The sequence below is a fragment of the Ferruginibacter paludis genome (assembly GCF_030409685.1).
Taxonomy (GTDB): domain Bacteria; phylum Bacteroidota; class Bacteroidia; order Chitinophagales; family Chitinophagaceae; genus Ferruginibacter; species Ferruginibacter paludis.
Map to the genome: position 1 here is coordinate 263,301 of NZ_JAUFQJ010000007.1, position 16,885 is coordinate 280,185.

The 16,885-nt window shown below is 41.9% G+C and carries 8 protein-coding genes; 6 read left to right on the forward strand and 2 right to left on the reverse strand.

The window, feature by feature from the left end; genetic code table 11:
- Nucleotides 1-741: 741 nt before the first annotated feature.
- Together QWZ08_RS14560 and QWZ08_RS14565 are read right to left on the reverse strand one after the other, a co-directional pair.
- Nucleotides 742-1,536 (reverse strand): response regulator transcription factor, encoded by a 795-nt coding sequence (locus QWZ08_RS14560; protein WP_290338181.1) that lies wholly within the window; start codon nucleotides 1,534-1,536, stop codon nucleotides 742-744.
- Nucleotides 1,536-4,706 (reverse strand): sensor histidine kinase, encoded by a 3,171-nt coding sequence (locus QWZ08_RS14565; RefSeq protein WP_290338182.1) that lies wholly within the window; start codon nucleotides 4,704-4,706, stop codon nucleotides 1,536-1,538. The genes QWZ08_RS14560 and QWZ08_RS14565 overlap by 1 nt, the downstream gene beginning before the upstream one ends.
- A 242-nt stretch (nucleotides 4,707-4,948) precedes the next feature.
- On the opposite strand from QWZ08_RS14565, the gene QWZ08_RS14570 reads away from it, so the two are divergent.
- From QWZ08_RS14570 to QWZ08_RS14595, 6 genes are all read left to right on the forward strand, one after another.
- Entirely contained in the window at nucleotides 4,949-8,155 is a 3,207-nt protein-coding gene (locus QWZ08_RS14570) for a SusC/RagA family TonB-linked outer membrane protein (protein WP_290338183.1), read from the forward strand.
- A 25-nt stretch (nucleotides 8,156-8,180) separates the two neighbouring features.
- Nucleotides 8,181-10,106, forward strand: a complete 1,926-nt coding sequence (locus tag QWZ08_RS14575) for a RagB/SusD family nutrient uptake outer membrane protein (RefSeq protein WP_290338184.1) — start codon at nucleotides 8,181-8,183, stop codon at nucleotides 10,104-10,106.
- Between the two features lie 21 nt (nucleotides 10,107-10,127).
- Nucleotides 10,128-10,829: a DUF3823 domain-containing protein gene (locus QWZ08_RS14580; RefSeq protein WP_290338185.1), complete on the forward strand. Its 702-nt coding sequence runs from the start codon at nucleotides 10,128-10,130 to the stop codon at nucleotides 10,827-10,829.
- Between the two features lie 168 nt (nucleotides 10,830-10,997).
- Nucleotides 10,998-12,833 (forward strand): glycoside hydrolase family 2 protein, encoded by a 1,836-nt coding sequence (locus tag QWZ08_RS14585; protein ID WP_290338186.1) that lies wholly within the window; start codon nucleotides 10,998-11,000, stop codon nucleotides 12,831-12,833.
- Nucleotides 12,834-13,032: 199 nt separating this feature from the next.
- Nucleotides 13,033-15,486, forward strand: a complete 2,454-nt coding sequence (locus QWZ08_RS14590; protein WP_290338187.1) for a glutaminase family protein — start codon at nucleotides 13,033-13,035, stop codon at nucleotides 15,484-15,486.
- A gap of 81 nt (nucleotides 15,487-15,567) precedes the next feature.
- Nucleotides 15,568-16,665 carry a glycoside hydrolase 5 family protein gene (locus tag QWZ08_RS14595; RefSeq protein ID WP_290338188.1) on the forward strand — a complete coding sequence of 366 codons (1,098 nt, stop codon included), beginning with the start codon at nucleotides 15,568-15,570 and terminating at the stop codon, nucleotides 16,663-16,665.
- Nucleotides 16,666-16,885 lie beyond the last annotated feature (220 nt).

The following is a 16,885-nucleotide window of genomic DNA, read 5'->3' on the forward strand; positions in this document are numbered from 1 at the left end:
GATAATTTTTTAAGGACTTATACTGAAAATTTCCAAAGCTATTTAGTTCGGGGCCGTTTGAAAGCATAATTTGCCAAAGATAAAAACGTACGATAAACGAATACACTGCAAATCGTCCTTCTCCTGAAGGCGAAGGTGTCCGCCGCGGCGGACGGATGAGGTTGATGCGCAACCGCTAAATGCCACTATAACACCAAGCCGATGCGTTGTAAAATAAAATTTGAAGTTTGCTGACTTATATACAGCTTACTTTCTTTTTTTTCTTGATAAAAAAAAGAAACAAAAAAAATCAAGGCCTCGAATAAAAAGGCTGAAATTTTCAACATAGCCCTAAAATCAACGAACTCGCCGGAAGAGTTCTATACTTCGCAGTGTGCACTGGCTCAAACAACGTTGATTTCTTAACGGTCTATGCTGAAAATTTCTAGCACTTTTTATTTGAGGCCGTTTGAAGTGTACTTACGTCGGAAAGCGGGCCTATGAAGTTTGCCTGCCAAAAAAAATGCGGGGAAAATTAAGCACTTCAATCTCTCTTTCAAGTTAAACACAGTAACTGCATAAGATGCCTCTTTCGCTACGGTGACGGCTTGCCGGCATTCAAAAAATGCGCAGCATATTTTTTGAAAGAAGCGAAAGCAGCGTCGTTGCAGTTACGCAGCCCCGCCGGCGGTAGAGGCGAATATGCAACCAACGTGTTCGACAGAATTTTGAAAAACCTTTCAATTCTGTTCACAATCAGTTTTAATAAAAATTCTTCTTCTTATCCAACTGCTTGGAATGCATGTACTCCGTAGGTGTTATATTAAATTGCTTTTGAAAATTTCTTGCAAAATTACTTTGCGAACTAAACCCTACCATGTAGGAAATTTCATAAATTTTATGATCCCCTTCGGCCAGTAATTCAGCCGCTTTTTTAAGCCTGGTGATGTTGATAAGCTCAATCGGCGTTAATACAGAAATGGCTTTTATTTTTCTGTACAAAGTAATCCGGCTCATGTTCATTATTTTGGCGAGCTTCTCCACATCCAGGTCCGTATCTTCTATATTAGCGCAGATGGTATCATTTAAAAGTTCTAAAAAATGTTCATCTGCTTTTGAGTGCGCCATGCTTTTAATATGCACCAAAGGAGAGCTGGCAAAGTAGTCGCGTATCATATTCCGGTTGGTAAGCAGACTGGCAATTTGCGCCAGCAGGTGTTCTTTGGAAAATGGTTTTTCTATATAGGCATCGGCACCCAGTTCAAGTCCTTCCACCTTCGACTGGATGGTGTTTTTAGCCGTCAGCAATATCACCGGAATATGCGAATATTCAAAATTAGATTTAATGATTTTGCACAATTCAAATCCATCCATCACCGGCATCATCACGTCACTAATCACCAGTTGTACTGCTTCTGTCTGCAATATTTGAATGGCTTCTTTTCCATCAAGCGCCTTCAGTACAGCATATTTATTGGAAAAAATTCTTTCCAGAAACTCCAGTATTTCTTCATTGTCATCTACAATTAAAATGAGGGGCAGCATATCGTTGTTCATTATTTTAGTTTTAGCAGTGGTTGATTGATGTTCTTTTTGCGGTGTATATTTTCTTCATGTTGCAACGGCAAACAAAATACAAATACATTCAGGTTGTCAGCTGTATCTTTCAGGTATAAACTGCCATTGTGTAACAGCGTTAACGACCTGGCAAGAGCCAGGCCAATACCGGTGCCCTGTTGTTTTAAAGAATCCTTCAGCCGGTAAAAAGGTTCAAATATTTTTTCACGCATTTCGGCAGGTATCTTTAGGCCGTCGTTCTCAAATTCAATCACACAACTTACTGTACTTTCGTTGGCTGGTAACAGGCGGATGGCAATTTTTTTGTTGGCATACTTCAACGCGTTATTAAAAAGATTGCTGAAAATTTTTGTCAAAGCTTCTTCATCAGCAAAAATAATCATGTCGTTATCCGGGCATTCTATTGTGTATTCCAGCTTTCTTTTTTTTGCAAGCGGGGCAAAATTTTCAAACGATTCCCTGAGCAGTGCACTCACATTTACTTTCACAAAATCCATGCTGAAGCCTTTTGCCTCTGCCTTCCTGAAATCCAGTATTTGCGTAATCAGTGCAATAAGGCGGTTGGTATTTCTTTCCATCGTTACCACGTCTTCTTTAATCTGTGGCAGCTCATCTACCTGCTCCAGTAAATTTTCAACAGGCCCTTTTATTAAAGTCAACGGTGTTCGTATTTCGTGCGCCACATTGGTAAAAAAATCAATTTTGGCTTCATAAATTTCCTTTTCCTTTTTATCTTCTACAATAATATGGTAGGTTCTTAAAAGGTACCATGAAAGGGCAATTATAAACAGTGCATACAAGCTATAGGCCCAAACGGTAGCCCACCAGGGGTGTGCAATTACAATGACCAATTGTTTTTCTGGTCCCCAGTTGCCATTGTTGCCCGCCCTTATTTTAAAAACATATTTTCCGGGTACCAGGTTGGTAAAATATATTTTCCTGTTTTGTTTTAATTCGGTCCATTCTTTATCAAGGCCTTTCATTAAATAACTGTAGCCTGTCATTTCGGGTGATATATAACTTAGTGCAGCAAAGTCAATACTAAATGATGACCGGTCGTAGGGTAATGTAATATTGTCGGTATAAAGGATTGATTTTTTCAGGTAGGAGCTGTCCTGGTTAATTTCCACTTCTTTATTTTGTACCTGGAAACCGGTGATGAAAACCGGGGCATCAAGTGTAGTTTTTAGCAAGTCATCCGGACGGAAAGCAATCATGCCTTTTACACTTCCGAAATACATTTTACCGGTAGAATCTTTGTAACCGGAATTATAATTGAACTGATCATTTAATAAACCATTGTCTTTTGTATAAACTGCAGCAACGTTTGTTTCTGTGTTAAAATTTACCAACCCCCGGGAGGTGGTCACCCATAAATGATGTTTATCATCTTCCAGTATCTTATAAATAAAATTACTCGGCAGGCCATTTTTAGTTGTGAAGAAAGAAAATTTGTGGCGGTCCTTATCCAGTTTAACCAAACCGCCGCCTTCAGTGGCAAGCCATAAACTTTGATGGCTGTCTTCAAAAATAGCATTGATAATATTATTGGGTAAGCTGTTTGGATTATCCGGTTCATTGTGAAAATAGCCTTTCTTTTTAGTGACGGGATTAAAGAAAAGAATACCATTTCCATGAGACCCCGCCCAGATTGTTTTCTCATGATCTTCCAGCAACGCAGCTACAAAAATATTCGGATCAATTTCTGTTACCAGGTCGAAACCTTTTACCACCGGGTTAAACCTGTACAGCGATCCGGCAGTACCGGCATATATTACGCTATCATGAGTTTGCAATAAGCTTACAACGAAATTGTTTTTAAGGTCATATTTACCCGGGCCCGAATTGAAATGCTTTTTTACCTTACCCGTTCTTACATCCAATATATCAAGGCCGTGATCGAACGTGCCAATCCATAAATCGTTGCCGGAAAGCAGCAAACCATGCACGTTGGGATAAGCAATATCCCCTTTCTCGCCGGCTGGTTTAAATTGGGTAATAGCACCGGTTTTAGGATTTAATTTATTAAGGCCTGCATCCTCCGTACCTACCCAGATATTGCCCTGGTGGTCGCCGGTAATTTCACGTACCGCATTGCCGCTGATGGCGCCAGCCGAATTATCCGGGAAATATTTTTGAAACACGGCATATTGCCTGGAATAATAATTTACTCCCCCAAAATAAGTGCCAGCCCACATGCCGCCCTCATTGTCTTTACACAAAGAATACACTGCATTATCCGAAAGCGAATAGGGGTTGGTAAAATTCTTTTTAAGATTTACAAATTCTCCGGTGCTGGTGTTTAATATAAAAATGCCGGACTCTGTTGCAAACCAAAATTCATTGACAGCATTGCGGGCAATATCACGTATGTAAATGGTTGTTTTATCGGGATTGTAAGTCAGGAGGTCTTTGTACGTGCCGGCAGCAACATCAAACTGTTTTAAACCCTGTGCAGATGTGCCTGCGTAAATTGAATTGCCTTCACCTGTATGCAATTTTTGTATCCAGGTAGAAACAGCGGGTGGGGAATGGGCGAACAAATTAAACGGTTTGAATTGACCGGTGGCAGCATCAAACCGTTGCAAAAGCCCGTTATCTGTGGATACCCAAACGTCTCCATTGTCAGAGCTGCAAATGGAAGTAGCGGCAAAATAATTAGCCTGCGGAAATTTGGTTAGTGTGTTGGTTTTAAAATTATAGCGGCACAACATTACCGCAGATATAAACCACAGCTGCCCATCTTTATCCATGTGCATACTGTTAATCCAAACCAGCGAGTCGATAAAACGAACCAGTTTTTCTTTTTCGCGGTCGAAATAAAACAATCCTTTCTGGCTTCCAATCCAAAGTCTGTTGTCATTATCCACCAACATGCAACCAATCATATCCGGCATCATCACATGCCCTTCTTTGGCCATTTCATAATGTTTAAAATGGTAGCCATCAAAGCGGTTGAGGCCATCTTTGGTACCAAACCATAAAAAGCCGTATTTATCTTGCGCACTGCAAAATACGGTACTGTTGGAAAGACCATTTTCAACCTGGTAGTGCCTGAAAAAATAAGATTGTGCGGTTGTTGTAACCGTGCTGAAAACCAGGAAGAGGAAAATCTGTACTAATTGTGTGATATGTTTTTTATGTTTCAAACCGTTTGCGAAGTTGATGAAAAATTTGAATTACTCCGGCTGTTTATTTTTTATCAAATAAATAAAGTGCATGGGTTGGCAAAGGTAAAATGATACAATTTGAGAAAATTATGGTACGCAAGGAATGGACGCCCGGATAAATAAGATTTTATTTTGTTCCATGATTTAAAGGTAGTGTAACAACCGAATTAAATTATGTAAACGATTACAATCATTATTAAATCATCAAAATTACTTGCTACATGAAATGTACTACTCAGCGTATTACGCCAGTAATTGCCTGCGCACCCAAACGCTTTCGGCAAAAAACCAAACTGCTTCTGTTTTCGCTTTTTTTTCTTTCTTTTTTAGCACCGGTATTTGCACAGCAAACAGCAAAAATAACAGTATCGGGTGTTGTTAAAGACAGCATTGGCAATGCGTTGGCAAACGCTACCGTTACCGAAAAAGGTACAAGAAATGCTACATCGTCCGGTGCAGATGGAAGGTTTACTATAAAAGTGGCCGGGCAAAATTCAGTGTTGGTCGTTTCTTCAATTGGCTATGCCGTACAACAGATAACTGTGAAAAACCAAACAGATTTTACCATTGCTATGGCGCAGGTTAAAAACGATATGGATGAGGTTGTTGTAGTTGGCTATGGTAGCAAGAAAAAGGAGTCTTTAACGGGTGCTATTTCATCGGTTACAGCTAAAGATATTGACCGGGTACATGGTGGTGCTACTGTAAGTACCACACTCGCTGGTAAATTGCCGGGTGTAACTTTTCGCCAGGCAGAAGGTCGTCCCGGTGCATCTGCTTCTATCCAGATACGTAATATGGGTACACCCCTGTATGTAATTGACGGTATTCAGCAGGATGAAGGCCAGTTTAACCAGTTGGCCCCAAATGATGTGGAAAGTATTACCATCTTAAAAGACGCCTCTGCAGCTATTTATGGTGTACGTGCCGCAAATGGAGTAGTGGTGGTTACAACCAAAAAAGGAACGGTAGGTAAAAACAGCATCAATGTAGACGCTTACAGCGGTTACCAAAGTTTTTTCCGTTTTCCTAAAGTAGTTAATAATACGGCTGATTATTTATATTACAAGGCAGACGCTGAAATGAATTCTTATGGCAGCACTACTACTACCCAGGCTATACTGGATGCAGCGAAAGCCGGTACAGATCCGCAATACAGAAGTTTTGACTGGAGAAAATTTGTATTGAACAACAATGGTGCACCACAAAATTCTGTGAACGTAAACATCAGCGGCGGTTCAGATAAAGTGAGCTACTATGTATCTGGTACCAACCTGTTTCAAAATTCAGTTTTAGGTAAAGAATACAACTTCAACCGTACCAATATACAATCTAATGTTACAGCAAAATTAGCCAACGGTTTAAAGGTTGGTTTTGATATCAATGGCCGGGTAGAAACATACAAAAACCCGGGTGTGCCGGGTGGTGATGATTACTTTTTAGCAAGGCTGGCCGTATTGAGAAATACGCCGATGGAAAGACCTTATGCCAATGACAACCCGCTTTATTTAAATGATATGGGGCCACATTTGGAATCTAACTATGCGTTCCTTAATAACAATTTGTCAGGTAAATTCAGAAAAGACTGGCGTGTATTGCAAACCAACTTTCATATCGACTGGGATCTTCCATGGGTAAAAGGCTTGTCTGTAAGAGCGTTGGGTTCTTATTACATGGCCGATGAACTGGAAAACAACCAGGAGTATACATACAAAGCTTATACGTATAACCCATCAGACAGCAGCTACAAAGCAACCGGAGGAAGTACCAATCCATGGCGTGACAGGGAGCAGATTAAACAAATCAACACCAACATGCAGTTGCAGGCTAACTACAACAAAAAATTCGGCGACCATACCATTGGTGTAACTGCAGTTGCTGAAAGAATCAATAATCATTTTGTAAGAAACTGGATACATGCTTCACCGCAGTCCAACTTCCTGCCGCTGGTAAGTTATCCTATTATTGATCAATACCAGGATGAGGACAGAACCCAGGCAAGGATTGGCTATATCGGCCGTATCAACTATAATTATAAGAATCGCTATTTTGTAGAGGGTTCTGCAAGACGTGATGCATCTTATTTGTTCGCCCCGCAATACAGGGTAGGTTACTTCCCCGGCGTATCCGCGGGATGGAGAATCAGCGAAGAACCTTTCTTTAAAAAATTATTAAAAGATGAAACAAAAATTATCAGCAATTTAAAATTCAGGGGCTCTTATGGTGTATTGGGTGATGACAATCCCAATAACAATCCCATCGTTGCGCCGTTCGCTTACCTGGCTGGTTATAATTATGGCACTGTGGGTTCAGCCGTATTGGATGGCAACACCGTTCCCGCTTCAAGAGATAAAGGAACACCTGTTACCAGTATATCCTGGTTAAGAAGTAAGATTACCGATGTAGGTATGGACTTCGGTTTACTGAACGGAAAAATCAATGGCTCGTTTGACTGGTTTTACAGGAAACGTACCGGCTTGCTGGGTACCAAAAATGATGTAATTGTACCCATTGAACTGGGGTATAATCTGGCTCAGCAAAACATTAATTCGGATGCGCAATTCGGTGAAGAATTTTCGTTGGCTTATAACAGCACCATTGGTAAAGTTAACTTTACTGTTGGCGGAAACGTTTCTTATACCCGCTCTAAATTCCTGCAATCTTATAATCCTTTATTCTTTAACTCGCTTGATCAATACCGTAATTCAAGCGAAGGCCGGTATACAAATCTTGGATGGGGGTATAATTGCATTGGTCAGTTTACATCCGTTGAACAAATCAATGCTTATAAAGTGGATATCGACGGACAGGGCAATAAAACCTTATTGCCGGGAGATTTAATTTACCAGGATGTAAACGGAGATGGTAAGATTAATGGATCAGATCAGCGCCCGATTGGCTATGGCTATGGCACACAGCCCAACATCAATTTTGGATTTAACATTGCAGCCTACTATAAAAACTTCGATTTTCATGCTGATTTTTCAGGCGCTTCAGGCTTTACCTGGTACCAGAACTGGGAACAAAGATGGGCTTTTCAGAACAACGGAAACCTGAATGCAATTTTTGAAGACAGGTGGCACAGAGCAGATATCTATGATGTTAACAGCGCCTGGATACCCGGTAAGTATCCTGCAAACAGGTACAATCCCGGTACCTCTCATTCTGACTACAATGTACAGTCAACATTCTGGTTGCACAACGTTTCTTACATCAGGGCAAGAACGATTGAAGTAGGATACACGTTACCGTCGAGTATTTTAAAAAGAGCTAAAATTCAAAAAACCAGGTTTTACCTGAATGCGTATAACCTGTTCTCAATTGATAATCTTTCACAGTACGGAGTTGATCCTGAAACCATCGATGACAATGGATTGCAGTTTCCACAAAACAGGGTTATTAATGTAGGTATCAATCTTTCTTTATAATCAATTCTGAATAAAAATACTTTCAATGAAAAAAATTATTTTAATATCAACAATAGCAGTGCTGCTATTCAGCGCAGCCGGTTGCAAAAAAGACAGTGCTTTCCTGGATGTACAGCCGAATACATTTCTCACAAACGACCAGGTTTTCAGCGATCCCGCTTTGGTACTTTCCGTGCTGGGCGACTTATACAACCGGCAACTTGATTTTAGCGGCCTTGATAACGGATGGGGAAGTTTTACAGATTTCAGTGAAAGTTTTCCGTCAGAAAACAGCAGTTTCGCCCGTGATCTTGTACAAAGAACCGGCTGGAACTATGATAACTGGGGTGTTAACTGGTTTGACAGTTACAACTATATCCGCGACCTGAATTTGTTTTTACAAAGAGACAGTGCTTCTACAGCACTTTCTGATGGCGATAAAAAAAGATTTAGTGCTGAAGCCAGGTTCCTGCGTGCTAATTTTTATTTCGAGTTAGCCAAACGTTACGGCGGCGTACCATTAAGCCTGCAGCCGCTTTCTTATGATTACAATGGTGATGCCACTTACCTGCAAATACCAAGATCGAAAGAAGCGCAACTATATGATTTTATCATCAGCGAAGCGGAAGCCATTAAAGGTGATTTGCCGGCAGATGTAAATGAGAAATCAAGAGCAAGTAAAGGAGCAGCTTTGGCAATGGAAGCGAGGGCCGCCTTGTATGCAGGTTCCATAGCAAAATATGGTGCCAACACACCGTCCATAGCTACGCCCGGTGGAGAAGTGGGAATTTCAGCCGCCAAATCAAACGACTATTATGCGATTGTGTTGAGGGCTACCAGTGAAATTATCAACGGCAGCGCAGGTGCATATAAGTTGTACACCGCGCCAACCGGCGCTAATGCAACAGCCCTGGCAGATAACTATGCCAATCTGTTCTTAGACAAAACAAGCCCGGAAACCATCTTCTTTGAAGATTTTAAAACCGGTGCCAAAACACATGGTTTTACCACCAACGATCAGCCGTACTCCATATCAGACGAAGGCGGCGATGCAGGCCGGCTCGATCCTTCACTCAACCTTGCAGAAGCTTTCGAAAAAACGGATAATACCTATGCTCCGTTTGCTACAAAAGATGGCTCGGGCAATCCGATTTATTACTCCAATATCCAGGACATATTTGCTGACAGGGATGCGAGGCTTGCAGGAACTATTTTGTTGCCAGGCAGTTTGTTTAAAGGACGTGCAGTGGATATATGGGCAGGTTATGAGCTCGCTGACGGAAGCGTAATTACCAGTGATGAAGCAGGCCATTTAAAACCACTAACAACCGGCGGAACACCGGTACAGGTGGTTGGTAAAGACGGCCCTGTAAACGGACTGGAGTTTAGAACACAAACTGGTTTTTACATCCGCAAATACCTGGACCCAACTGTAGGCTCAGGCCGCAGGGGGCAAGGCAGTACTGTAGCGTTTATCCGTTACCGTTATGCCGAAGTTTTGCTGAATGCTGCTGAAGCTGCTTTTGAAACAGGTGATAATATTACTGCTGCACTTTATTTAAACCAGGTGCGCTCAAGGGCTGGTCTTACAGTTCCTTTAACAGCCGGCGATATTAATTTCAATAGAATTGTGCACGAGCGCAGAGTAGAGCTTTGTTTTGAAGGACATATTTTATATGATATGAAACGCTGGCGCATTGCTGATAAAGTATGGGACGGTGTACCTACAACGTTGAGTGATTTAAAAAGCAATATCGGCGTGGCCAGCAGGCACAGCACTCAGCCGTGGGGTTTATGGCCATACAAAACTTATTTTCCGGGCAGCCCTGATAATAATAAATGGTTATTCAAAGAAACGTTACCGGCAGTTGTAACAGGTGCCAACCGCTTTTTATTCGGTAACTATTACACCTTTATCGGAGATGATGTAAGAGCGGCCAATCCGCAAATTGTGAAACAACCCAACCAATAATTATTTATTAAATTTTTAATAATGAAAAATATATTTCAATTCATTTTGGCAGGCCTTGTGGTTGCTTCAATCGGTGCCTGTAAAAAGGATAACTACACCGCTCCTTCTTCTACTTTAACCGGCAAAATTGTGTACAACGGAGAAGCCATCCAGGTGGAAAGAAACCAGGTGCCTTTTCAAATTTACCAGTACGGCTTTGGAAAGGTAGGTGCCATCAACAGTACGTTTTCCCAGGAAGGTACTTATTCTGCCGTGTTATATGACGGCGATTATAAAATGATTATTCCCGTAGGACAAGGGCCATTTATTTCTAAAGAGCTGTCACCCGGCGTGCCGGATTCGATAGCTGTTACATTGGCTGGAAGTAAGGCACTGGACATAGAAGTAATGCCTTATTATATGATCAGAACTCCCCAGCTAACAGGCGGTGGAGGCAAGGTAAATGCAACCTTTAAAATTGAAAAAATAATCAATGATGTAAACGCGAAGGATATTGAAAGTGTGACGCTTTTTGTCAACAAGACCGAATTTGTTTCAGGGGTTGATAATGTGGCATCCGCTAATTTAAGCGGGGGAGATATTACCGATTTGAACAACGTAAGTTTAAGTGTTTCAGTTCCCGCAATTTCTCCTGCACAAACCTATGTTTTTGCCCGTATCGGTCTTAAAATAGCAGGGGTGGAAGACAGGATTTTTTCGCCGGTAGAAAAAATCACTTACTAGTTTGTTGTCTATTGAAAAAAGAATAAACCGGGTGAAGAACCTTTTATAACTGGAAAGTTATCATAACAGAAGCCATTTCAGCGCAGGCTGTTTGGCTTTTGTTATATATTTACGAACCTAAAACTGCCCGTGGGTTATTTGCATTTAATTATTTAACTGAAGCCATCAATGAAAAAAATTCTCACTTTATTTATTGTTTCGTCATTTTGTGTAACAGCTTTTTCTCAATCCGAATGGAAAATTGCAGGCGATAAAATTGTAACGCCCTGGGCGGAAAAAGTGGATCCGGCAAAACCATTGCAGGAATATCCCCGGCCACAAATGGTACGCAACAGCTGGATGAATCTAAACGGATTGTGGCAGTACACTATTTTGCCAAAGTCTCAGGAAACAATACCAGCTTCATTTGCAGGTAAAATAGCGGTACCATTTGCCGTGGAATCGGCATTATCCGGCGTTGGTAAAACGGTTGGTAAGGACAGTGTGTTATGGTATCAGCGCAGCATCAGTCTTCCGGCTAATTTTAAAAACAGTAAAGTGTTGCTGCAGTTTGGTGCGGTTGACTGGTTGTGTACGGTGTACGTAAACGGTAAACAAGTAGGCACTCACCAGGGCGGCTTTGATCCTTTTAGTTTTGATGTTACCAATGCGCTTGCCAAAAAAGGCAACCAGCAAATTGCCATCCGTGTGTGGGATCCCACAGACGATGGTCCGCAGCCAAGAGGCAAGCAGGTAAAAGATCCCAAAGGTATTTGGTACACGCCTGTAACCGGCATCTGGCAAACAGTTTGGCTGGAAGCCGTTCCCAACACATACATCAGCAGTACAACACAAACACCGGATGTAGACAAACAATCACTGCATATAACAGCTACAGTGGAGCAACTGCAACCGGGTGATGAAGTGGTGGCGACTGCATTTAAAGGCACGGAAAAAGTAGCAGAGCAAAAAATACAACCCGGCACCGATGCAACGTTGGCCATTGCCAATCCGCAGCTATGGTCGCCCAACAGCCCGTTTTTGTACGACTTAACGTACACGGTTATGCGCAAAGGAAAAAAGGTAGACGAAGTAAAAAGTTATTTCGCCATGCGTAAAATCTCCATGCAGGCAGATAAGAATGGTATACAACGGATGTTGCTGAACAATGAATTTGTTTTTCAGTTTGGTCCGCTCGACCAGGGCTGGTGGCCTGACGGATTGTATACTGCCCCAACCGATGAGGCATTGAAATTTGACATCGAGCAAACAAAGGCAATGGGATTTAATTTAATCCGCAAACATACCAAAACAGAAAGCGCCCGCTGGTACAATTACTGCGACAAACTGGGTATGCTGGTTTGGCAGGATATGCCCACCGGTGACCTCGGTAACCAATGGGAAAACAGGCCTGGCATTTATGGCCGTGCTACAGATAAAGACCGTACACCAGAATCGGAAAAAATATTTCGTACAGAATGGAACGAGATTATGCAGGACCTGCACAATTTTCCCTGCATCGTGGTATGGGTACCATTTAACGAGGCCTGGGGCCAGTTTAAAACAAAAGAAATTGTAGAGTGGACGATGCAGAAAGACCCAAGCCGCCTCGTAAATACAGCCAGCGGTGGCAACTTTGTAAACGTCGGTCCAATTATAGACCTTCACAATTACCCTGAACCATTAATGCCTGATCCGGAATTGTTTGGTGCCAAAAGAATATTGGTGCTCGGTGAATTTGGCGGTCTTGGTCTACCTGTTGAAGGACATACCTGGCAATCTAAAAATAACTGGGGTTACCAGAGTTTTAAAAATAAAGAAGAGTTACTAAAAAGGTATACAGAGTTAGTCAATAAAATACCTGCTTTAATAGAGAAAGGGTTGTCAGCCGCCGTATACACACAAACCACCGATGTAGAAGGCGAGAGCAATGGCTTCCTTACGTACGACAGAAAAGATATGAAAATGCCCGTAGAAAAATTGAAGGCACTCAATTCGGCATTGACCAGGACAGTAATTAAATGATGGTGAATAGTGAACGGTCAGTTGTGAATGGTCAATGGTGAATAGTGAATGGTGAATAGTGAATTACTGCTGCCCTATTGTCTACTGCCTATTGACTATTGCCTATTGACTATTGCCTATTGACTATTGCCTATTGACCATTGACAGGTGCTTAACACTTGTAGTTTATAATCTAACCAGATAAAAAAAATCTCGCATCATGAAGAAATTGTTTGTACTGTGTTTTTTGATTGTTAACTGCTGGCTTGGCTTTGCCCAAAGCAGCAAAGCGCCCGCATATCCTTTAATAACTCATGATCCCTATTTCAGCATCTGGTCAACCACCGATGAACTGGCCGCATCGCCAACCAAACACTGGACAGGTGCCGATCAGTCTTTAATTGGTATGATAAAAGTAGATGGTGAAACCTATCGCTTTTTAGGCAATGTAGGCAAGATGTATAAAACAATTTTACCTGCCGGAGATGAAGTAAATTATGAAGCAGCGTACACGGAAGATCAGCCTGCTGAAGGCTGGATCAGTGCTGGCTTTGATGACAGTCAGTGGAAAAAAGGCAAAGCACCCTTTGGTGATAACTTAAGCGTGGTAAAAACAAAATGGCTCAGCAAAAATATCTGGATGAGAAGAAAGTTTGCAGTCGGCGATCTGAATCTTAACAACCTGTTTTTAAAATTAAGTCATGATGATGATGTGGAAGCTTACCTGAACGGCGACCTGGTGTATAAAAGAGTAGGGTGGACCAACAAATATATTTACCTGCCCATCAGCGATGATATCAAAAGCAAACTTAGAAAAGACGACAATATCTTAGCCATACATGTCATCAATAACGTAGGTGGCGCTATGCTGGATGCAGGCATTGTGGAAGAGCCCAAAGCGGCTACCGGCAACACCGTACAAACAGCCATACAAAACAGCGTGCAATTAAATGCTACACAAACCATCTACGATTTTACCTGTGGTAAAGTAAACCTGTCACTCACTTTTACTTCACCATTACTCATCAACAACCTGGCGATTTTAGCAAGGCCGGTATCCTATATCAGCGCTAAAATAAAGTCAACAGATGGCGCTTCGCATGATGTGCAATTGTACTTTGGCGCTTCAACCGATATAGCGGCTAACACGCCCACACAGGCGATGACCACCCAGCAATATACTTCCCGAGGCTTGTCTATTTTAAAAGCTGGAACTGTTGAACAGCCTATATTACAAAAGAAAGGCGATGATCTGCGCATTGACTGGGGGTATATGTATGTAGCTGTTCCATCAGCCGCAGGCGTAAAACAGTCTGTTACTGAAGATGGGGATGCATCCAAATTATTTATGCCATCTGCAAACAATCTTAAAGGCGGCAAACACTTGTTACTGGGCACCGTGGTAAGCCTCGGTAAAATTGGCACTACTGTAAAAGAGCAGCTGATTTTAATGGGCTACGATGATCTGTATTCCATACAATATTTTAAAACAAACCTGCGCCCTTACTGGAACCAAAGCGGTACAGTAAAATTTGAGCAGGAACTTACACAGGCTGCAGCTGATTATAAAGCAACCATCAAAAAATGTGAGGTCATCAATAAAATGATTCATGATGACGCGGTGAAAGCCGGTGGTGAAGAATACGCAAAATTATGTGAGCTGGCCTACCGTCAAAGTATTGCCGCACACAAACTGGTTAAAAGTCCAAAGGGCGAATTGCTGTTGTTATCAAAAGAAAATTTTAGTAACGGCTCTATCAATACGGTGGATGTTACTTATCCATCAGCCCCATTGTACCTGGCTTATAATCCACAATTATTTGAAGGAATGCTGAACGGCATTTTTTATTACAGCGAAAGTGGTAAATGGGCCAAACCCTATCCATCACACGATTTGGGAACTTATCCCATCGCCAACGGGCAAACTTATGGCGAAGACATGCCGGTAGAAGAATGTGGTAACATGATGGCGTTGACCGCAGCTGTTTGCAAGGCGGAAGGCAATGTGAACTATGCAAAAAAACACTGGAAAACACTGGCTATCTGGGCAGACTATTTAAGTAAAGAAGGTCTTGATCCGGCACTGCAATTATGCACCGATGATTTCGCAGGTCACCTGGCACGCAACGCCAATCTTTCTATGAAGGCAATCGTTGCGTTGGGTGGTTATGTACAAATGGCTGAAAAAGCAGGCGAACAGCAGACCGCAGCCAAGTACCGAAGCATCACAAAAGACATGGTAAAAAAATGGATGGCCATGGCCGAAGACGGCGATCATTATTCTTTAACTTTTAATGATAAAGGTACCTGGAGCCAAAAGTATAACCTTGTTTGGGACAAGGTGTTAAAACTGAATTATTTTCCCAAAGAAGTATATGAAAAAGAGATAAAATATTACCTCACCAAACAAAATGAATTTGGATTGCCGCTGGATAGCAGGAAGACTTACACCAAATCAGACTGGATAATATGGACATCTGTGCTGGCAGACAATCAAAAAGATTTTACTGCATTGGTTGCCCCTGTTTATAAGTACGCCACGCAAACAACATCCCGCGTGCCCATCAGTGACTGGCACGAAACAACGGATGGTAAAATGGTAGGCTTCCAGGCAAGAAGTGTTGTAGGTGGTTACTTTATGAAAGTGCTTGAAATGAAATTAAAAAACAAATAGACGATAGTTTAATACAGGCATTTAAATTTAATACTGCAATACATTTTCAAACCAATAGTTAAACTCTTAATTTAATAAAGCATGACAAAAAGCATACGGCTGTTCGCCCTGTTATTTTTACTGGTTGTTTCAACAGCAACGCAGGCGCAGAAATCTAAAAAAGCAACAACAGCCGCGCCGGTAACGGGTACAGTTTGGTCGGTTGAAAAAGCAACTGCATGGTACAACCAGCACAAGTGGATCACCGGTGCCAATTATATACCTGCCAACGCAATTAACCAGTTGGAAATGTGGCAGGCAGATACTTTTGATCCGGCAACAATTGATAAAGAACTAGGCTGGGCAAAGGGTTTGGGCTTTAATACCATGCGGGTATTTTTGCATTCCATCGCCTGGAAACAGGATCCTGATGGTTTTAAAAAACGTGTAGGAGAATTTTTAACCATCGCCGATAAGCACCACATTCAACCCCTGTTTGTATTTTTTGATGACTGCTGGAACAAGGAACCCAAAGCCGGTAAACAACCCGAAGTAAAGACAGGCATTCACAATTCAGGATGGATGCAGGACCCGGGCCAGCCGGCTTCGGCAGACAGCATCAACTTTCCCGGCCTTGAAAAATATGTAAAAGATGTGCTGACCAGTTTTGCACACGATAAAAGAATTTTATTGTGGGATTTATATAATGAGCCAGGTAACAATGGCAAGGGCGATTCTTCCCTGGCATTGCTGACAAAATTGTTTGAATGGGCACGTGCGGTAAACCCCGATCAGCCAATATCTGCAGGCCTTTGGGCATGGGATCTTGAGAACCTGAATGCTTTCCAGTTAACACATTCCGATGTTATTACCTATCACGATTACCAGGAAGCGCCGCTGCATAAAACAGTCATCCAAATATTAAAGGCCAATGGCAAACCATTGATTTGCACGGAGTACATGGCACGCACGAGGAACAGCCGTTTCTCTACCGAATTGCCCATGATGAAAAAGGAAAATGTGGGCGCTATCAACTGGGGTTTTGTTGCCGGAAAAACAAATACCATTTACGCCTGGGATACACCCACACCGGATGGTAGTCAGCCGGTAGAATGGTTTCATGATATTTTCAGACCAGATGGAACAGCATACAGGGAAGATGAAGTTATCCTGATAAAAAAACTAAACGGGGTGCTATAAGCCCTTAAAAATAAATTTTCATATGGCAGTCGTTAAGACCTGTTGTTTCTACTCCAGGTCATTTTTTTTTAACACAATACTTTTTTAACCAGCTAAGAGGCTTTATGGGACTGCATTGGCGACGCTCCGTTCAGCATTTAAGCTTTGTGGAATTTCGGCCCGCTGAAGTAGGTAACTGCTGTTGATGCGACAATTTAAGTAAGGAATTATCTTAATTATC